Origin of the sequence: Pseudomonas sp. URMO17WK12:I7 (assembly GCF_003269045.1) — a bacterium.
Lineage (GTDB): Bacteria > Pseudomonadota > Gammaproteobacteria > Pseudomonadales > Pseudomonadaceae > Aquipseudomonas > Aquipseudomonas putida_J.
Map to the genome: position 1 here is coordinate 21,970 of NZ_QLTL01000011.1, position 20,052 is coordinate 42,021.

Annotated in this window: 17 protein-coding genes and 1 pseudogene; 12 read left to right on the forward strand and 6 right to left on the reverse strand. The window is 64.4% G+C overall.

Going from position 1 to position 20,052, the window contains the following annotated elements; translation table 11 throughout:
- Positions 1-16 precede the first annotated feature (16 nt).
- The 3 genes and pseudogenes from H040_RS16105 to H040_RS16115 all read left to right on the forward strand — a co-directional run.
- Positions 17-394 (forward strand): annotated as a pseudogene (locus tag H040_RS16105) (T6SS effector BTH_I2691 family protein); the annotation flags it as partial.
- 333 nt (positions 395-727) lie between these two features.
- Positions 728-1,015, forward strand: a complete 288-nt coding sequence (locus tag H040_RS16110) for a hypothetical protein (RefSeq protein WP_027916720.1) — start codon at positions 728-730, stop codon at positions 1,013-1,015.
- A gap of 86 nt (positions 1,016-1,101) precedes the next feature.
- Entirely contained in the window at positions 1,102-1,713 is a 612-nt protein-coding gene (locus tag H040_RS16115) for a Yip1 family protein (RefSeq protein WP_027916721.1), read from the forward strand.
- Positions 1,714-1,730: 17 nt separating this feature from the next.
- Here H040_RS16115 and H040_RS16120 read toward each other — a convergent pair whose 3' ends face one another.
- From H040_RS16120 to H040_RS16145, 5 genes are all read right to left on the reverse strand, one after another.
- Positions 1,731-1,991, reverse strand: a complete 261-nt coding sequence (locus tag H040_RS16120) for a DUF1652 domain-containing protein (RefSeq protein WP_027916722.1) — start codon at positions 1,989-1,991, stop codon at positions 1,731-1,733.
- 202 nt (positions 1,992-2,193) lie between these two features.
- The gene (locus H040_RS16125) at positions 2,194-3,111 is read right to left on the reverse strand and encodes a DNA-3-methyladenine glycosylase family protein (protein WP_050437153.1); all 918 of its coding nucleotides are present in this window, start codon (positions 3,109-3,111) and stop codon (positions 2,194-2,196) included.
- Positions 3,112-3,250: 139 nt separating this feature from the next.
- A complete protein-coding gene (locus H040_RS16135; RefSeq protein WP_027916724.1) occupies positions 3,251-4,138 on the reverse strand; it encodes a pirin family protein in 888 nt (295 codons plus the stop codon).
- Positions 4,139-4,238: 100 nt separating this feature from the next.
- Positions 4,239-5,111, reverse strand: a complete 873-nt coding sequence (locus H040_RS16140) for an alpha/beta fold hydrolase (RefSeq protein WP_027916725.1) — start codon at positions 5,109-5,111, stop codon at positions 4,239-4,241.
- Between the two features lie 21 nt (positions 5,112-5,132).
- Positions 5,133-5,762, reverse strand: coding sequence for a LysE family translocator (locus tag H040_RS16145; RefSeq protein WP_027916726.1), 630 nt, complete (start codon positions 5,760-5,762; stop codon positions 5,133-5,135).
- Between the two features lie 139 nt (positions 5,763-5,901).
- Here H040_RS16145 and H040_RS16150 point away from each other — a divergent pair, with 139 nt between their 5' ends.
- From H040_RS16150 to H040_RS16170, 5 genes are all read left to right on the forward strand, one after another.
- Positions 5,902-6,381 carry a GNAT family N-acetyltransferase gene (locus tag H040_RS16150; RefSeq protein ID WP_027916727.1) on the forward strand — a complete coding sequence of 160 codons (480 nt, stop codon included), beginning with the start codon at positions 5,902-5,904 and terminating at the stop codon, positions 6,379-6,381.
- A gap of 74 nt (positions 6,382-6,455) precedes the next feature.
- Positions 6,456-7,391 (forward strand): LysR family transcriptional regulator, encoded by a 936-nt coding sequence (locus H040_RS16155; protein ID WP_027916728.1) that lies wholly within the window; start codon positions 6,456-6,458, stop codon positions 7,389-7,391.
- 115 nt (positions 7,392-7,506) lie between these two features.
- On the forward strand, positions 7,507-8,952 hold the full coding sequence (gene tcuA / locus H040_RS16160; protein WP_027916729.1) for an FAD-dependent tricarballylate dehydrogenase TcuA: 1,446 nt from the start codon (positions 7,507-7,509) through the stop codon (positions 8,950-8,952).
- Entirely contained in the window at positions 8,939-10,096 is a 1,158-nt protein-coding gene (gene tcuB, locus H040_RS16165) for a tricarballylate utilization 4Fe-4S protein TcuB (RefSeq protein WP_027916730.1), read from the forward strand. The genes tcuA and tcuB overlap by 14 nt, the downstream gene beginning before the upstream one ends.
- A 49-nt stretch (positions 10,097-10,145) precedes the next feature.
- Complete coding sequence (locus H040_RS16170; protein ID WP_027916731.1) at positions 10,146-11,438, forward strand: MFS transporter; 1,293 nt, start codon at positions 10,146-10,148, stop codon at positions 11,436-11,438.
- A 32-nt stretch (positions 11,439-11,470) separates the two neighbouring features.
- On the opposite strand, the gene H040_RS16175 is transcribed toward H040_RS16170, so the two are convergent.
- The gene (locus H040_RS16175) at positions 11,471-12,595 is read right to left on the reverse strand and encodes an MFS transporter (RefSeq protein WP_027916732.1); all 1,125 of its coding nucleotides are present in this window, start codon (positions 12,593-12,595) and stop codon (positions 11,471-11,473) included.
- 354 nt (positions 12,596-12,949) lie between these two features.
- Between H040_RS16175 and mexE the strand changes: the two genes are divergently transcribed.
- From mexE to H040_RS16195, 4 genes are all read left to right on the forward strand, one after another.
- Positions 12,950-14,191 (forward strand): multidrug efflux RND transporter periplasmic adaptor subunit MexE, encoded by a 1,242-nt coding sequence (gene mexE / locus H040_RS16180; RefSeq protein WP_027916733.1) that lies wholly within the window; start codon positions 12,950-12,952, stop codon positions 14,189-14,191.
- Between the two features lie 12 nt (positions 14,192-14,203).
- Positions 14,204-17,383: an efflux RND transporter permease subunit gene (locus tag H040_RS16185; protein WP_027916734.1), complete on the forward strand. Its 3,180-nt coding sequence runs from the start codon at positions 14,204-14,206 to the stop codon at positions 17,381-17,383.
- On the forward strand, positions 17,380-18,798 hold the full coding sequence (locus tag H040_RS16190; RefSeq protein ID WP_027916735.1) for an efflux transporter outer membrane subunit: 1,419 nt from the start codon (positions 17,380-17,382) through the stop codon (positions 18,796-18,798). The genes H040_RS16185 and H040_RS16190 overlap by 4 nt, the downstream gene beginning before the upstream one ends.
- Positions 18,799-18,965: 167 nt before the next feature.
- Positions 18,966-20,021, forward strand: coding sequence for a tetratricopeptide repeat protein (locus tag H040_RS16195; RefSeq protein ID WP_027916736.1), 1,056 nt, complete (start codon positions 18,966-18,968; stop codon positions 20,019-20,021).
- The last annotated feature ends 31 nt before the right edge of the window (positions 20,022-20,052 follow it).

Sequence of the window (20,052 nt, forward strand, 5' to 3'; positions counted from 1 at the left end):
CAGCCGCGCCCCCACGCTGCAGCACTCCGCCTACACCCTGCGCGCCTTGCGCCCTGGTTATGCCTAGGTGTTCATGAAAGGCACCCAACGCGATGGGCTGGGTCTGGGCCGACACCTGTGAAACCCATGCCAAGGCACTCTGGATCGCCTACAGCCCGCCCCTGTGGCCCCCTACCTTGACAGCACGCATCACCGGTTCGCTGGCCATGCGCAAGTGGCGCAAGCGGCACATGCGCCAAGCCTTCATGCCCTGGCGCGCCACTGCCGCTACACCCAACCGAAGATCCCTGCCGTGGTGCTGCTCATCGATGCCGAAGGCATGGCCCTGGACCTGAGCCTGTCGGTGTCAGCCTACCCGCACCAGATGGGTGACCTGATGCCCGCCGAGCAGCTGCTGGTACATCATCTGCCTACTTTTCAACGTGCGGGCAGCACCTGCACCGCCTGAGGCGTTTGAAGAGGTGCCTGTTCAATGAACCAGGCGCAAACCCAAATGACCCACGCAACTGATGGCTAAAACAAGCCGATTCACGGTTCACAGGGCCGCCAGTAACCCTTCGTCGGCACACGTAAAAAAATCCATGAAAATCACTGAAACAAGTTGAACATCCAGCTCCGGCAAGCTTCAAAACGTTGATACGTGCCATCCTTTTGCCAGGAGCCTGACACCTATGCCCATCCAGCCTAACCTGCTGTGCCAACGCCCAGGAATCCAGCAGCCATGAACATGAAGATGCCTGGCCGCGCGCCCAATTCCAGTTTGCAGCTCGATTACGTCCGCGACACCCTGTTCGGCCCCGTGGCTTTGAGCGTTGAATGCCAATGCCAAATGGCGGCCCTCAGCCTGCAGGGCCGCCCTGCCCTGCGCCTGCACATCTGCCCGCCGCTGCCGGACAAGGTCGAGCGCGCGCACAGCGTGGCATTCGTATGGGACGGTCAAAGTTATCGTGGCGTGGTCCGTGACCATGGCAAATGCGGCGATGGCGGCCTGAACCTGCTGCTGGAGCTGCAATAAGCCGATCAACGGCGGCGCAGCGGGCTGAACCTGACGCAAACGGTGGATCTCCATAACTACAAAGGCCTAGCCTTCTGGAGAACGCCATGAACAGCCCGTTGCTCAAGCTCTTCACCCACCCCTCCGACGCCTGGATCGAGATCCGCCGCGCCGAGGAGGACCACCCGCAACAGTACCTGCCGCGCTTGTTGGCGCTGGCCCTGATCCCTGCCCTGTGCCTGTTCGTCGGCACCACTACCTTCGGTTGGAGCCTGGCCGCACAAGAGCGGGTGCAATTGAGCATGGCCAGCGCCGCTCAACTGGCCGGGCTGCTGTATGCCACCACCGTGGTCGGGGTAATGTTGATGGGGGTGATGATCCGCTGGATGTCACGTGGTTTCGACACGCAACCGACGCTCAATCAATGCATAGGCTTCGCCGCCTATTGCGCCACGCCGTGGTTCTTCGCCGGCATCGTCGGCCTGCTGCCGATTCGCTGGTTGGCACTGCTGGTGCTGGTTGCCGCTTCAGCCTACGCCACACTCCTGTTGTACGGCGGCTTGCAAACCTTCCTGCGCCTGCGCAAGGAGCAGGCCATGCTGTTTTCCAGCTGCGTCTGGGGCGTGGGGCTGTTGTTGCTGGTGACCATCCTGGTGGCAATGATCCTGTTCTGGTCCGGTCTGACGCCGGAATACGTGCGCCCGGCCAGCCTCGGCTGACCGGGGCACTTCGGTGCTCAGGCGATGGCCCTGAGTGCCGCCGGGTGGCTGTCTCGCAGGGTGTGCAGTTGGCCGACCAGGTGCACCAGGTCACGGCAACTGTTCAAGCTCTGCAGCGAAACCCCGGAGAGGGTGACGCCCTTCTCCAGGTTTTGCCCCTGACCCAGGCGAATGGTCAGGGTGGTGCCGTCCGGGCAGCTGACTTCGCAGCGATCTGGCAGACAGGCCTGCTCGATGATCTGCCGCATTTCCAGCATCGAAACTCCAATCAACGCCATGTTACGACCCTCTCTGTACTGGATGGCCTGTTATGTGTGAGTACGCCTTTGGCAGGCAGGGTGCCAATTGATATTGCTCATGCCCAAGCGGCCGTCCATGCGCCGGGGCAATGATCGTGCAAAGAATCCTTTAGCACCTTAGTGGAAGAACGACTAGAGGCCTTGCCTGTTCGATCGAATGCGAGCACTTCGCGACAGGCGGTCACCCTTTTTTATCAGCCAATGACGCCCATAGATGCTGCGCGGCATATGCGCGCCAAGGGCGCCAGGCCAAGGCGCGCTCGGCCAGTTGAGCGTCAGGCCCTTCCAGCAGGCGTAACGCCTTGACCAATGCCACATCGCCCAGCGGCAATGCATCATGGGCACCTGCTTGGCGCAGTGCCAGGTAGTGGGCACTCCAGGGACCGATCCCTTTCAGGCGGCAGAGGTTGGCCAGCAGCGGTTCCAGCGCCTGGCCCGTTCGTAGCAATGTTGGCTGCGCCAGTAACGCTCGCGCCAAAGTACCAAGGGTGGCAGCGCGTGCGCGGGGCATGCCCAGGTTTTCCAGGTCGGCGTTGGCGAGCGCATTCGACGTCGGGAAGACATGTGTCAGGCCAACGGCCGGCAGACGCAACGGCTGGCCGTGGCGCGCCACCAGGCGTCCGGCCAGGGTCATGGCACCGGCCACGCTGATCTGCTGACCCAGCACCGTGCGCATGGCTTGTTCGCAGGCGTCCCAGCCTTGCGGCACGCGCAGGCCTGGGTGGGCGGCGAGCAGCCTGGCCATCAACGGGTCGCGGGACAGCTCGGCAGCAATGCGTGCGGGGTCGGCGTCAAGGTCGAAGAAGCGGCGGATGCGGGAAATCAGGGCGGGGACGAACCGGGCAGGCACGCCGCTGAAGCGGATGAACAGGCGGTCGCCATTAGCCGGCCTGGCTTCGAGCACAGCGTGCTTGCCGGCCACGGTGAAACTGCGGCGATAGGTGCCATCGCGGAAGGTTTCGATACCAGGGATGCAGCGGGCGGCCAGGAAGGCCAGCGTGGAAGGCCAGTGGTAGGGTGTGGGATAGCGCAGCCACACGGTGTGCTGGCCAGAAGCGCTGAGTGAACGGTGCACGGCGTGCAAGTGGGACAGAGGCATCGCTGCATCATGCCAAGTTTTGTGTCGCTTGTACCGACGTATTCGCGGGTAAACCCGCTCCCACAGGGAACCCACATTGCTCGACCCTGTGGTCATCCGGTGGGAGCGGGTTTACCCGCGAACAGGCCGGTACAGGCAATCAATGATCGAGGCCAGCCCCCTCGCCCGCCATCTGTCCAAAGCGCCCGGCGTGGAAGTCATCGAACGACTCGGCAATCTCTGCCTGGCTATTCATCACGAACGGGCCATAGCCAACGATCGGCTCATCGATCGGTTCACCGCTGAGCAGCAGCAGGCTGGCGCCTTCGAGCGCCTCGATGGCCACATCTTCGCCACCACGTTCCAGAAGCACCAGGCTGGCCGGGCCCGCGTCACGCTCACCGTTGACTCGTACGCTGCCGCGCAGCACCACCAGCGCGGCATTACGACCTGCTGCGACTGGCAATTGCAGGTTGGCACCGGCCTTCAGGTGCATGTCCCACACGTCCATCGGCGTGAAGGTCCGCGCCGGGCCCGAATGGCCCTGATAGCCACCGGCGATCACCCGCAGGCTGCCGGCGCCGCCTTCCAGTTGCACCACGGGGATGTCCGCCGACAACAGCGTCTGGTAACCCGCCGCCGCACGCTTGTCACGTGCTGGCAGGTTGACCCACAGCTGCACCATCTCCAGCGTGCCGCCGCTGCGGGCGAACGCCGAAGAATGGAACTCTTCGTGGATGATGCCGTTGGCGGCCGTCATCCACTGCACGTCACCTGGGCCGATCAGGCCGCCGGCCCCCGTCGAGTCGCGGTGCTCCAGCTCGCCTTGGTAAACGATGGTCACGGTCTCGAACCCGCGGTGCGGGTGCTGGCCGACACCGCGACGGTCACTGGTCGAAGTGAAGTCGTAGGGGCCGGCATAGTCGAGCAACAGGAACGGGCTGATCTTGCTCGCCAGATTGTCGTAGGTGAACAGGCTGCGCACAGGGAAACCATCGCCAACCCAATGGGCGTGAGGGCTACGGTGGATACCCAGGATCTTTTTCATGAGAAGTCTCCTCTCTAAGCTGGGCTAACCTTACCAATGAGCTCAATAAGCCGGTAGCCAGCTTAAATGGCACTGATCGTCCCAATAATGGAACAGTCGCTCACGCCTGCAGAAAATCGAGCACCTTTTGCGCAGCCATCGCTGGGTCTTCCTGCATGAAGCAGTGCCCGCCCGGAACCTGAAGGGCGCTCACCTCAGGGTTCAGACTGGCCAGGCGCTGCGCCGAGTGCGGCACGAAGGGGTAGGTCTGTTCGCCATAAAGCACCAACGTGGGCACCTGGATGGAAGCCAACTGCGCCCACATGCGCGACGGGAACGAGCTGAAAATCTCAACTTCGCGGCTGGGCCGGCACTTGAGCACCACACCCTCATCGCAATCGCCAATCGCGTGCTCGACATACGCCTGCAGCGCCGCGTCGCTCCAGCCTTTGAAGATGCCACGCCCATGCAGCGATGCCCGCGCCGACTCACGGTCGGGCCAATGGCTGCACCGGCTGGCAGCCTTGCGCGCCAAGGTATGCCGGCGGTGCAAGCCGACCAGCGCAGCGGCGCCCATCACGCCGATCCTGCGCTGGCTGAACAGCACAGGGTCGAGCAATACGGCCCGGGCAAACAAGCCAGGCTGGCTGGCCAGCATCAAACCGGTGAGCACACCACCGAAACTATGCCCCACTGCGTACCGGGGAACCTCGCCATATTCCCCACGGCCGGCATCGAAGGCTTGCGCCGCAAGCGCAGCGGTACGGTTCCAGCCGCGGAAATCACCGCCATGATCGCTGTCGCCATGGCCCTGAACATCGCTGAGCCACACATCGAAATGTTCACTGAGGCTCATCAGCAGCGGCTGGTAGACCAGGCAGCAGAAGCCGTTGCCATGCAGGAAGTGCAGCAGCGGCTTGCCGCTGGCTGGCGAGCGCCAGCCACGCAAGGTAAAGCCTTCGAAGGTCTCGAAGGACCAGGGGATCAGCTGCATTGGTTTACTGCACTCGACGGTTCATGAAAACGCCGATTCTACAAACAGCAATGGGTAAAGTGAAATCACCAGCAACACGGCCATCAGGACATTGAACAGCATCAACCAGCGTGGGTTCTGCAGCAGGTTGCGCAGGGCGCTGCCGAACATCACCCATACCCCGACGCTGGGCAAGTTGACCAAAGCGAACAGTGCGGCAATTACCACCACGTTGGTCACGTAGCCTTGGGCCGGCGTGTAGGTGGTAATCGCCCCCACCGCCATCACCCAGGCCTTGGGGTTGACCCACTGAAATGCCGCAGCCCCCCAGAACCCCAGTGGCTTGCGCGCGCCTGGCGAGTCAGCGCCAAGCGGCCCTGAGGTGGCGATCTTCCAGGCCAGGTACAGCAAGTAGGCCGCACCGGTGTAGCGCAGCACGCTGTACAGCACCGGCCAGGCTTTGAACACCTCGCCAAGGCCCAGGCCCACCGCGAGCACCATGACCATGAAACCGACGCTGATACCCATGGCATGCGGGATCGAACGGCGCACCCCGAAATTCACGCCCGAGGCCAGCAGCATGGTGTTGTTAGGCCCCGGGGTGATCGAGGAAACGAAGGCAAACAGCACGAAGGCGGTCAGCAGGTCGGCAGAGGCAAGCATGGCAGGCATTCCAGAATCGTTGCAGGTGCTGTCACACTAACGGAGTCGCCCTGCTCTGCGACCGATACAGTTACCTTAAATTATGCAGATACACATTACTGTACCGCTCACCACTGAACCATCCACCCAAGAACATGGAAGCCCCTGCATGAGCCTGACCATCCGCCCCGCCGTTCGCAGTGATGCTGCGCAGATTCTCGCCTTTATCACCGAGCTGGCCGAGTACGAGCGCGCCCGTCACGAGGTAGTTGCCACCGTTACCGACATCGAGCATAGCCTGTTCGATGACGGCAGCACCGTGCACAGCCTGATCTGCGAACGCGACGGCAAGGCCATCGGCTTCGCCGTGTATTTCTACAGCTATTCCACCTGGCAGGGCCGCAACGGTATCTATCTGGAGGACCTGTACATCACCCCCGAGCAGCGCGGCGGTGGTGCAGGTCGTGATGTGTTGCGGCACATTGCGCGCGAAGCAGTGGCCAAAGGTTGCGGGCGGTTCGAGTGGAGCGTACTGGACTGGAACGAACCTGCGATCGGTTTCTACAAGTCCCTGGGGGCCGAGCCACAGGATGAGTGGGTGCGCTATCGGCTCGATGGCGACAAGCTGTTGCAGTTTGCCCAGGGTTGATCGACTGACGCTTCACCTGATCCGCGTTTACCCGCATGTCGCAACCACTTTGGCAAACCCTCTGGAGTCCACCCTTGGAACTCAGGCAACTGCGCTACTTCGTCAAGATCATCGAACACGGCAGCCTTGGCCGCGCCGCGCTCGAACTGGAGGTCGGCGTCTCCGCCCTGAGCCAGCAGATCGCCAAGCTCGAAAGCGAATTGTGCACCCGCCTGCTCAATCGCAGCAGCACGGGGGTCACGCCAACCAGCGCCGGCATGGCCTTCTTGCACCATGCCCAGCTCAGCCTGCGCCAGGCCGAGAATGCCATTCTGGCCGCCCACCGTGGACGTATGAGCGGTTACGTCACCGTCGGCCTGCCGCCCACTACCGCCACCGTGCTCGCACTACCGCTGATCAACGCCATGCGTGAGCGTTACCCCGATATCCAGCTGCACCTGGTGGAAATGCTTTCAGGGCACCTCGCCGCGCAGCTCAATGCCCGGCAGATCGACCTCGCCATCCTTTTCCAGCTCGAGGGGGGTAAACGCTGGAGCGTGACGCCGCTGCTCGACGAAAAGCTCTTCGTCATCAGCCCTCCACAGCTCCCCCACGCCCCCTCGGGCAGCAGTGTGCAGCTGGCCGATCTGGGCCAGCTGCCGCTGGTCATGCCCAGCGCCCAGCATGGCCTGCGCTCGACGTTGATGGCCGCTTTCGAACGCTTCGGCCTGGTGCCGAACATCATCATGGAAGTCGATGGCCTGGCGGTCCTGATGAACGCCGTGCGTGCCGGCCATGCCGCCACCATTCAGCCGGGCGCCGCAGCGGCGCTCAAGGGTGAAAGCGGGCTGTGTGTCGCGCAGATCAGCGACGCCCACGTCGGCCGGCGCAACCTGCTGGCAACCTTGGCGGACGATGAACTGTCACCTGCCGCACTGGCCACCCGGCGGGTGATCATCGACGTCGCGCGCCAGCTCGTCAGCCAGCAGCAATGGCCAGGCGCAACCTGGATCGAAGACGCCAGCCTTTAGTAAAACTGAACACCCCATGCCGTAGCCCGCCTTTCGGCGCCCGGCCGGCTCCCCTACTTTCTCCTCACTCGCAAGGGGCCCTTCGTTCACGCCTCCTTGCGACCGAGGAGCGAAAATGATCGATGTTCTTGTAATCGGCGGTGGCAACGCCGCCCTCTGCGCCGCGCTGATGGCCCGCGAGGCCGGTGCCAGCGTCATGCTGCTGGAAGCCGCGCCCAGGGCGTGGCGCGGCGGCAACTCGCAGCACACCCGCAACCTGCGGTGCATGCACGACGCGCCCCAGGATGTGCTGGTCGATGCCTACCCCGAAGAGGAGTATTGGCAGGACCTGCTCAAAGTCACCGGCGGCCTGACCAACGAAAAGCTGGCACGCATTGCCATCCGCGCTTCTTCCAGCTGCCGCGACTGGATGCGCCGCCATGGCGTGCATTTCCAGCCGCCGCTGTCTGGCGCCCTGCATGTGGCACGGACCAACGCGTTTTTCATGGGCGGCGGCAAGGCACTGGTGAACGCCTACTTCCGCAGTGCCGAACGGCTTGGCGTGCAGGTGCGCTACAACGCCCCGGTCAGCGATATCGAACTGCAGGGCGGCAAATTTGTCGCCGCCCACCTGGCCGCGCGCGAAGCAGAGGGTCGGCAGCTGCCTGCCGAACGTATCCAGGCCAGGGCCTGCGTGCTGGCGGCGGGCGGCTTCGAATCCAACCGTGAGTGGTTGCGTGAAGCCTGGGGCCAGAACGCCCGTGGCGAATGGCCGTCGGACAACTTCCTGATCCGCGGCACGCGCTTCAACACCGGCATCCTGCTCAAGCGCATGGGCGAACTCGGCGCCGACATCATCGGCGATCCGACCCAGGCGCACATGGTCGCCATCGACGCTCGCGCACCGTTGTATGACGGCGGTATCTGCACCCGCATCGACTGCGTGTCGCTGGGCGTGGTGGTCAACCGCGACGGCGAGCGTTTCTACGACGAAGGCGAAGACTTCTGGCCCAAACGCTATGCCATCTGGGGCCGCCTGGTGGCCGGCCAGCCGGGTCAGCAGGCTTACTCGATCATCGACCAGCAGGCCATCGGCCGCTTCATGCCACCGGTGTTCCCTGGCACCACGGCCAATACCCTGGCGGAGCTGGCGCGCAAGCTGGGCCTGCCAGAAGCGCAGTTTTGCCAGACCATCGAGGCCTTCAACAACGCCTGCCAGGTCGGCACCTTCGACCACACCGCGCTCGACGACTGCCACACCGCCGGCCTGACCCCAGCCAAGACCCACTGGGCCCGCCCGCTGGTCAAGCCGCCGTTCTACGCCTACCCGCTCAAGCCAGGCGTCACCTTCACCTATCTGGGCCTGGCCACCGACGAAACGGCCGCCGTGCATTTCGCCGGCAAGCCCAGCCCAAACCTTTTCGTCGCAGGAGAAATGATGGCCGGTAACGTACTGGGCAAGGGCTACACCGCCGGCATCGGCATGGCCATTGGCACGGCATTCGGCCGTATCGCCGGCGTCCAGGCGGCGGCCAGCGCGGGCTTCGTCGATAACCGCGAGGTGCGCCATGCAGCTGTTTGAACCACAGGCACAAAGCGAACTGATCCCGGTGCTGAATGTGCACGAAAGCGAAGTGCAGCGGCAGATGACCATCTGCAATGCCTGCCGCTACTGTGAAGGTTTCTGTGCGGTGTTTCCGGCGATGACTCGACGCCTGGAGTTCGCCCAGGCCGACATCCACTACCTGGCCAACCTCTGCCACAACTGTGGCGCCTGCCTGCACGCCTGCCAGTACGCGGCGCCCCACGCCTTCGAGGTCAACGTGCCCAAGGCCATGGCCAAGGTACGCCTGAACACCTACGTCGAATACGCCTGGCCCCGCGCCCTGGGCCGCCTGTACCAGCGCAACGGCCTGACCCTGGCGCTGGCCAGCGGCTTCGGCCTGGTGCTTTTCCTGTGCCTGAGCCTGTTGGCCATGGGCAACCTGTTCACGCCCATGCCTGGGGGCAACTTCTATGGCATTTTTGCGCACAACACCCTGGCGCTGATGTTTGGCGCGGTGTTCGGCTTTGCAGTCATCGCCTTGGGCCTGGGCGTACGGCGGTTCTGGCGCGACATCTCGCCACCTGCGGCAGACGCCAGGCTGAAATCTGCCGCTGCACTGGAAGCGACGGCCAGCGTGGCCAAGCTCAAGTATCTGGACGGTGGCCATGGCGAGGGGTGCAACGACGCCGATGACCGCTTCACCTTGTGGCGGCGGCGCTTCCACCACCTGACCTTCTACGGCTTCCTGCTGTGCCTGGCCGCCACCGCCAGCGCAACGCTCTACCACTACCTGCTGGGCCTGGCGGCGCCCTACCCGGTGCTGAGCCTGCCGGTGATGCTCGGCATCGCCGGCGGCATCGGCCTGCTGGTAGGCCCTGCCGGGCTGCTGTACCTCAACCTGCAGCGCAACCCCGCCCACGGCGACAGCGAGCAGAAGCCCATGGACATCGGTTTCATCGCCCTGCTGTTGCTGGTCAGCGCCAGCGGCCTGGCCCTGCTGGCGTTTCGAGAAACCAGCGCCCTTGGCCTGCTGCTGGCCCTGCACCTGGGGCTGGTGATGGCGTTCTTCCTGACCATGCCCTACGGCAAGTTCGCCCACGGCATCTTCCGCAGCGCCGCGCTACTCAAGCACGCCATCGAGAAACGCCAGCCCAACCCGATCAATGCCGGCAGCGACTGAACATCGCGCCCCGCCTCAAAAAACAACAAAAGCGAGCAAAACGGTAGCCATGATGAAAACAACAACACAGACCAGGGGTGCCAAGCTGGGCGCCATCCTGCGGGTCACCAGCGGCAATTTCCTCGAGCAGTTCGATTTCTTTCTGTTCGGTTTCTATGCCACCTACATATCCCAGACGTTCTTCCCGGCCACCAGCGAGTTCGCTTCATTGATGATGACCTTCGCGGTGTTCGGCTCAGGCTTTCTGATGCGCCCGTTGGGGGCCATCGTGCTGGGCGCCTACATCGACAAGGTCGGCCGGCGCAAAGGGCTGATCGTGACGCTGTCGATCATGGCCACTGGCACCGTGCTGATCGCACTGGTGCCGGGTTACGCCAGCATCGGCATCCTCGCCCCGCTGCTGGTGCTGCTGGGGCGGCTGTTACAGGGCTTTTCCGCCGGCGCCGAACTGGGAGGCGTTTCGGTCTACCTCTCTGAAATCGCCACGCCGGGGCGCACCGGCTTCTACACCAGCTGGCAATCGGCGAGCCAGCAAGTGGCGATCGTCGTCGCCGCGGCACTGGGCTTCGCCCTCAATGCCTGCATGGCAACCCACGAAGTGGCCAGCTGGGGCTGGCGTATCCCGTTCTTCATCGGCTGCGTGATCATCCCGTTCATCTTCATCATCCGCCGCTCGTTGCAGGAGACCGAAGCATTCAAGGCGCGCGGGCACCACCCGGGCGCTGCCGAGGTGTTCCGCTCGATGTGCGACAACTGGCGCACGGTGCTGGCCGGCGGCTTGCTGGCGGCAATGACGACCACCACGTTCTACCTGATCACGGTCTACACCCCGACCTTCGGCAAGACCGTGCTGCAACTGAGCACCACCGAGAGCCTGATGGTGACCTTGCTGGTCGGGGTCAGCAACTTCATCTGGCTGCCCATCGGCGGCGCCCTTTCCGACCGCATCGGCCGGCGCCCGCAGCTGTTGGCGATTTCCCTGCTGTGCGTGGTCAGCGCCTACCCGGCCATGCACTGGCTGGCCGAGGCCGCCAGCTTCGAGCGCCTGCTGGCAGTATTGCTGTACTTCTCTTTCTTCTTCGGTATGTACAACGGCGCCATGGTCGCGGCGCTGACCGAGGTGATGCCGGCGAATGTGCGTGTGGTCGGGTTCTCTCTGGCCTTCAGCCTGGCCACCGCGCTGTTTGGCGGTTTCACGCCGGCCGTTTCGACGCTCTTGGTGCAGGCCACCGGAGACAAGGCATCGCCGGCTTACTGGCTGATGTTCGCAGCGGTATGCGGATTTACCGCAACGACCGTGCTGTATCGCCGAGCCAAGCCGGTAGCGGCCAGTACCTGCTGAGTCCCGATTGCCAAGCGGTGGTGCCAGCAGGTTCAGCTGCTGGCTCGCATCCGGTGCATCAGCACCCCGACCAACAGCACATTGGTCAGCGCCAGCAGGCACAGGGTCAGCAACACCCCCATCGAGCCAAAGTGCTCGAACAGAAAGCCCCCCACCACTGGCGTGAGTGCCTGTCCGATCAGCGACGGCCGCGACATGCGGCCCATCAACAACACATACTGCGCTGGCGGCATCATCGCCAGCGGCAGCAGCCCCCGTACGATCGCCCGCAGGCCATTGCCGCAGCCGAACACCAGCAACCCCACCGCCGTGGCTGCCGGCATAAAGGTCACCATCAGCAGCCCCGCCAGTACCAGGCTCACCCAGGCCAGCGCGGTCCAGATCGGGTGGCGCTTGCCCGCCAGGATCTGCAGCACCCGCGATGCCACCTGGCTGGGGCCGAGCATCGCCGCCAGGCCGATGGCCACCGGCAGCGAATGCCCCAGGCCCTGCAGCACGGCCACCAGCTGCACGGCGATGGCGGTCATGATGATCGCACCGATGGCGAACATGCAGGTCAGCAGCAGGTACAGCGCGCGGTCCACGCCGGGCGCTTCGCCTGCTGCCTGTGCCTTGGCCGGCACTTCGACCCGGCCGCCCGCAGGCAGCACCCGCCAGTACAGCGGCGCGACCACCACGATCAGCACCAGCGCATAGCACACGCACGTCGCCCGCCAGCCAATGTGTTCGATGGCCAGGGCCACGGTTGGCCAGGACAGGGTCGAGGCGAAGCCGGCAATCAGGGTGATGCCGGTGATGGCCTTGCCCGCACCTTCGCCATACAACCCGCCGAGGGTGGCGAACAGCGCTTCATACAAGCCCATGGCCATGCCGATGCCGATCACCGCCCAGGCAAGCAGGAACAGGCCGAGGTCGTGGCTGGCGGCCATGATCAGCAGCCCTACCGCCACCACCGCGCCGCTGGCGGCCATTTGCGGGCGGCCACCATGGCGGGCGACCAGGCGGCTGGACCAGGGGGCGAACAGCGCCGAGACCATCAAACTCAGGGACAGCGCACCGTAGACCCACTGGCTGGGCCAGCCGGTATCGCGGCTGATCGGGTCGGCCATTACCGCCATGAGGAAGAATGAGCCGCCCCAGACCAGGATTTGCAGCACGCCGAGGAGGACGATACCGAGGGGGCCAGGGAGGCGGTGGTAGGTGTGCAAGGCGGGGCCTATTTCAGTTGCTGTGCGAAGGTGTCTGCACTGACCCCTTCGCGGGCAAGCCCCCTCCCACAGGTATTGCACAGGCCTTGAGAAGTGCATGGATCCTGTGGAAGCGGGCTTGCCCGCGAAGGGGCCGGCACTGCAGTTAGAGCGCTTACCCGCAAGCCTCGTCACATGCCCGCCATCGATGATGGATCCCGACATATCATTGCGCGTGATAATAACCTTCGCTCCGTTCGATTCGTGCGTCACGCGCAAGACACTCACACTCCGCCCACTACTAATACATTGGCGGAGTTCTCCATGGATCACTCACTCAAACCCTTGCGCTTCCCACTCGCTGCTCTGGCAGTGGTGGTGCTCGGCGCTTGTGGCCGCACCCCCGACGCCGTGCAGGCTCCCGCCGCGCCCAAGGTCAGCGTCGCCAAGGTCATCGAGCAACCGATCAACGAATGGGACGAGTTCACCGGCCGGCTTGAAGCGCCAGAAACCGTCGAAGTGCGCCCACGGGTCTCGGGCCAGATCGACCTGGTCGGCTTCACCGAAGGTGCCCAAGTCAAGAAAGGCGACCTGCTGTTCCAGATCGACCCGCGCCCGTTCCAGGCTGAAGTCCGCCGCCTCGAAGCACAGCTGCAACAGGCCAAGGCCACCGCCATCCGCAGTGCCAACGAAGCCCGCCGTGGCGAGCGCCTGCGCGACAGCAATGCCATCTCCGCCGAGCTTGCCGAATCGCGCAGCAGCGCCGCCGCCGAAGCCCGCGCCGGGGTCGATGCGATCCAGGCCCAGCTCGACCTGGCCCGCCTGAACCTCAGCTTCACCCGCGTCACCGCGCCGATCAGCGGCCGCGTCAGCCGCGCCGAATTCACCGCCGGCAACATCGTCACTGCCGATGTCACGCCGCTGACCAGCGTGGTTTCCACCGACAAGGTGTACGCCTACTTCGACGCCGACGAGCGCGTGTACCTCAAGTACAACCAGCTGGCGCGCGACGGCCAGCGTGGTCAGAGCACCCCGGTGTACCTGGGCCTGACCAGCGAAACCGGTAACCCGCACCTGGGCCAGATGAACTTTGTCGACAACCAGGTCAACCCGCGCACCGGCACCATCCGTGGCCGCGCCGTGTTCGACAACCGTGACGGCCAGTTCACCCCAGGCCTGTATGCCCGCCTGAAGCTGGTCGGCAGCGCCCAGTACGACGCCGTGCTGATCAACGACGAAGCGGTCGGTACCGACCTTGGCAAGAAGTTCGTGCTGGTCATGGACAAGGACAACAAGGCCGCCTACCGCGCCGTGGAACTGGGGCCGAAGCTCGAAGGCCTGCGCATCGTCCGTAGCGGCCTGGCCAAGGACGATCGCATCGTGGTCAAGGGCCTGCAGCGCGTGCGCCCTGGCTCGCCAGTGACCCCGGAAGAAACACCCATGGCCAGCGAGCAGACGCTTGCCGCCCTCGCCCAGCAGCGCCAGGCCCTCGAGGCCAGCAACCAGGCGCACAAGGTAGCGGGCTCCACCGAAAAAGTCGCCAGCGCCCAGGCGCCACGCGGTTAAGGGACCACACCGATGAACTTTTCGAAATTCTTCATTACCCGGCCCATCTTCGCCGCAGTGCTGTCGCTGGTGCTGCTGATTGCGGGCTCGATCTCGCTGTTCCAGCTGCCCATCAGCGAATACCCCGAAGTGGTACCACCGACCGTGGTGGTGCGCGCCAACTTCCCCGGTGCCAACCCCAAGGTGATCGGTGAGACCGTTGCCGCGCCACTGGAACAGGCCATCACCGGTGTCGAGAACATGCTGTACATGTCCTCGCAGTCCACTGCCGACGGCAAGCTGACCCTGACCATCACCTTCGCCCTGGGCACGGACCTTGACAATGCCCAGGTGCAGGTGCAGAACCGCGTCACCCGTACCCAGCCCAAGCTGCCGGAGGAAGTGACGCGGATCGGTATCACCGTCGACAAGGCGTCGCCCGACCTGACCATGGTCGTGCACCTGACCTCGCCGGACAAACGCTACGACATGCTCTACCTGTCCAACTACGCCATCCTCAACATCAAGGATGAGCTGGCACGCCTGGGCGGCGTCGGCGACGTGCAGCTGTTCGGCATGGGCGACTATTCGCTGCGCGTGTGGCTCGACCCGAACAAGACCGCTTCGCGCAACCTGACTGCCAGCGACGTGGTGGCCGCCATCCGCGAGCAGAACCGCCAGGTCGCCGCCGGCCAGCTGGGCGCCCCGCCCGCCCCCGGTTCGACCAGCTTCCAGCTGTCGATCAACACCCAGGGCCGCCTGGTCAACGAGGAAGAGTTCGAGAACATCATCATCCGCGCCGGTGCCGATGGTGAAATCACCCGCCTGAAGGACATCGCCCGGGTCGAGCTCGGTTCCAGCCAGTACGCCCTGCGCTCGCTGCTGAACAACCAGCCGGCGGTGGCCATCCCGATCTTCCAGCGCCCGGGCTCCAACGCCATCGAGATCTCCGACGAAGTGCGGGCAAAGATGGCCGAGCTGAAGAAGGACTTCCCGGAAGGCATGGACTACAGCATCGTCTATGACCCGACCGTGTTCGTCCGTGGCTCCATCGAAGCCGTGGTGCACACGCTGTTCGAAGCGCTGGTGCTGGTCGTGCTGGTGGTCATTCTGTTCCTGCAGACCTGGCGCGCCTCGATCATCCCGCTGCTGGCCGTACCCGTTTCGCTGATCGGCACCTTTGCGGTGATGCACCTGTTCGGCTTTTCGCTCAACGCCTTGTCACTGTTCGGCCTGGTGTTGGCCATCGGTATCGTGGTGGACGACGCCATCGTCGTGGTGGAGAACGTCGAACGCAACATCGGTCTGGGCCTGAAACCGCTTGAAGCCACGCAGAAGGCCATGAGTGAAGTGACCGGGCCGATCATCGCCACGGCGCTGGTGCTGTGCGCGGTGTTCGTGCCTGCCGCGTTCATTTCCGGCCTTACCGGGCAGTTCTACAAGCAGTTTGCGCTGACCATCGCCATTTCCACCGTGATCTCGGCATTCAACTCGCTGACCCTGTCGCCAGCACTGGCTGCCGTGCTGCTCAAAGACCACCATGCGCCCAAAGACCGTTTCTCGCGGTTCCTGGAGCGGCTGCTGGGCAGCTGGCTGTTCGCCCCGTTCAACCGCTTCTTCGACCGGGCCAGCCACCGCTACGTGGGCGGCGTGCGCCGGGTTATCCGCTCCAGCGGCATCGCCCTGTTCATCTATGCCGGGCTGATGGGCCTGACCTACCTAGGCTTCTCCAGCACCCCGACCGGTTTCGTCCCGGCGCAGGACAAGCAGTACCTGGTGGCCTTCGCCCAACTGCCTGACGCCGCCAGCCTCGACCGCACCGAGGCGGTGATCAAGCGCATGAGTGAAATCGCCCTGGAGCAACCGGGCGTGGCCGATTCGGTGGCCTTCCCGGGCCTGTCGATCAACGGGTTCACCAACAGCCCGAACAGCGGCATCGTGTTCACCCCGCTCAAACCGTTCGACGAGCGCAAGGACCCGAGCCAGTCGGCCGCGGCCATCGCTGCCGCGCTGAACGCCAAGTTCGCTGACATCCAGGACGCTTACATCGCGATCTTCCCGCCACCGCCCGTGCAAGGCCTTGGCACCATCGGCGGCTTCCGCCTGCAGATCGAAGACCGCGGCAACCTGGGCTACGAAGCGCTGTACAAAGAGACCCAGAACATCATCGCCAAGAGCCACAACGTGCCGGAGCTGGCGGGCTTGTTCACCAGCTACCAGGTCAACGTGCCGCAAGTCGATGCCGCCATCGACCGGGAAAAGGCCAAGACCCACGGCGTGGCGATCACCGACATCTTCGACACCCTGCAGGTCTACCTGGGCTCGCTGTACACCAACGACTTCAACCGCTTTGGCCGCACCTACCAGGTCAACGTCCAGGCCGAGCAGCAGTTCCGCCTCGATGCCGAGCAGATCGGCCAGCTGAAGGTGCGCAACAACCTCGGCGAGATGATCCCGCTGGCGACCTTCCTCAAGGTCAGCGACACCTCTGGCCCTGACCGGGTAATGCATTACAACGGCTTCATCACCGCCGAGATCAACGGCGCTGCTGCCCCAGGGTACAGCTCCGGCCAGGCCGAGGCGGCAATCGAGAAACTGCTCAAGGAAGAGCTGCCCAACGGCATGACCTTCGAGTGGACCGACCTCACCTACCAGCAGATCCTCTCCGGCAATACCGCGCTGTTCGTGTTCCCGCTGTGCGTGCTGCTGGCGTTCCTGGTGCTGGCCGCGCAGTACGAAAGCTGGAGCCTGCCGCTGGCGGTGATCCTGATCGTGCCGATGACCCTGCTGTCGGCCATCACCGGGGTGATCGTGTCCGGTGGCGACAACAACATCTTCACCCAGATCGGCCTGATCGTGCTGGTGGGCCTGGCGTGCAAGAACGCGATCCTGATCGTCGAGTTCGCCAAGGATGAACAGGCCAAGGGCCTCGACCCGCTGGCTGCGGTGCTGGAAGCCTGCCGCCTGCGTCTGCGGCCGATCCTGATGACCTCGATCGCATTCATCATGGGTGTGGTACCGCTGGTGTTCAGCTCCGGAGCCGGCTCGGAAATGCGCCATGCCATGGGTGTGGCGGTGTTCTCGGGGATGATCGGCGTGACTGTGTTCGGCCTGTTCCTGACCCCGGTGTTCTTCTTCCTGATCCGCCGCTTCGTCGAGCGTCGCCAGGCCCGCAAGGCCGAGCCCGCGCACGTGCTGGAGAACCACGCATGAACCTGCTCAAACCACTGACACCGAGCCTGCTGGCGCTGGCCCTGGCGGCCTGCGCGGTAGGCCCGGACTACAAGACCCCGGACACCGAACCTGCGCATTTCGACAGCACTGATGTGCAGGCCAAGGCCTTTGACCGCAGCCGCTTCGAAAGCGTGTGGTGGAAGCAGTTCGACGACCCGGTGCTGAACCAGCTGGTGCAGGCATCGCTAGACGGCAACCGCGACCTGCGCGTGGCGTTCGCCCGGCTCAAGTCGGCTCGGGCGATCCGCGATGACGCCGCCAACGACCAGTTCCCGGTGGTCACCAGCCGCGCCAGCAGCGAGATCGGCAAGGGCCAGGTGCCCGGCCAGACCACCCAGCGGGTCAACCAGGAACGGTACGACCTGGGCCTGGACATGGCCTGGGAACTTGACCTGTTCGGCCGCATCCAGCGCCAGATCGAGGCCAGCGAAGCCCAGGAAGCGGCGGCCCAGGCCGACCTGCAACAGCTGCAGGTCAGCCTGATCGCCGAACTGGTTGACGCTTACGGCCAGCTGCGTGGTGCGCAACTGCGCGAGAACATCGCCGTGGCCAACCTCAAGACCCAGCAGGAATCACGCAACATCACCGTGACCCTGCGCGATGCCGGGGTCGGCAACGAACTCGACGTGGTGCGCGCCGATGCCCGCCTGGCGGGTGTCGAAGCCACCGTACCGCAACTGCAGGCCGAACAGGCCAGGGCGCGGCACCGCATCGCCACGTTGCTTGGCCAGCGCCCGGATGCACTGAGCGTGGACCTGTCGCCCAAGGCCTTGCCGGCCATCGCCAAGGCCTTGCCGGTGGGCGACCCCGGCGAGCTGCTGCGCCGTCGCCCGGATATCCGCAGCGCCGAGCGCCAGCTGGCCGCTGCCACCGCCAATATCGGTGTGGCCACCGCCGACCTGTTCCCTCGGGTGAGCCTCAGCGGCTTCCTCGGCTTTACCGCCGCCCGTGGCTCGCAGATCGGATCTTCTGCAGCCAATGCCTGGGCACTGGGCCCAAGCATCACCTGGGCCGCCTTCGACCTGGGCAGCGTGCGGGCCCGCCTGCGCGGCGCCAAGGCTGAAGCCGAAGGCGCCTTGGCCAACTATGAACAGCAGGTGCTGCTGGCCTTGGAAGAATCGGCCAACGCCTTCAGCGACTACGACAAGACCCAGCAGCGGCTGTTGTCGCTGATGCGCCAGAGTGACGCTAGCCGCAAGGCCGCCGACCTGGCGTCGGTGCGTTACCGCGAGGGTACTGTGGATTACCTGGTGCTGCTCGATGCCGAACGCGAACGCCTGAGCGCCGAAGACGCCCAGGCCCAGGGCGAGGTCGAGCTGTATCGCGGCATCGTCTCGATCTACAAGGCCCTCGGTGGCGGCTGGCAGCCGGAGACCGTCGCCAGCGCACGTTGACCCGCCCCGTTTCAACGACTCCTTTGGTTGGTTCCTCCCCCAACCGTTTGCCCCGCTGGCCCTGGCCTGCGGGGCTTTTTTATTACCCCTGGGTGCCCATGCGGCTTGCAGCTCGGGGCTTTCTGCCCCAAGCTCTGCCTTCCCACAGCCATGGATCGCTGCGCCCGATGCCCAGACGCCACAGCTACTTGATCGCCGTACTGCTGCTGATTCTGGTGTCCATCGCCATCGTTTTCCTGCGCCGCGACGACAAGCCCGCTGCGCCGGTACTGCCGCCGCACAGCTATGGCAAGGCGCTTCGCCAGGCCCATGATGGCCTGCCAGGTGCCGCCCGGGTGCTGTATCAGCAACTGCAGCGTGATGACCTGACACCCATCCGCCGCGCCGCACTTTATGCCGAGTTGCCCAACTACCCCTCACCACAGGCACTGAAACTGGCCCGCCTGGACCTGGAAAACGATGACCCGCTGGTACGCCGGGCAGCCATTGCCAGTATCCGCAAGCTGTTGCCGCCCTCCCAGCGCAGCCTGGTGCTGGGGCCATTGCTGGACGATGACGAACAGAGCGTGCGCTTCGCGGCAGTGGATGCCTTGCTCGGCCTCGACCCCGATGCCATTGGCCTGTATTTCGGCCCGTTGCAGGCCGCGCTGGAGCAGTATCAGCAGGCTCTGGAAAAACAACCCGATGACGCCGAGGCCCAAGTGCATCTGGCCCGCCTGTACTTGCACGAAAATGATTACGACCCGGCGGCTGCAGCCCTGCAGCGCAGCCTCGCCTTGGCCCCGAATGGCCTCGACGCCCTGGCCACCCAGGTGCGCTTGCTGGAACGCCAGGGCCACCATGACCAATCCCGTCAGGTGCTTGCCAATGCCTTGGCGCTGCGCCCGGACTCGGCGTTCCTGCAATACGAACTGGGGCTGTGGTTGATCCGCCACGACCAGCGTGAATACGCCCTGCTCGCCTTGTCGCGCGCGGTTGAACTGGAGCCGGAAAATACCGATTACCGCTATACCCTGGCGGTGACCTTGCACGATCTGGATCAGGCCGATGCCGCGCAGAAACAGCTGGAAACCCTGCTCAGCCGCCAACCGGCCAATCGCCGGGCGCGGGTGCTGCTGATCCAGTACTGGAAGGAAACCGGCCAACTGCAGAATGTCCAGGTCTTGCTGGCCGAGCTGGAGCGGCAGAACCCGGATGATCCCTTCCTGCAACAGGGGCTGTAGATTGCGTTGAACCCTGGGCGAATGCCCGTGG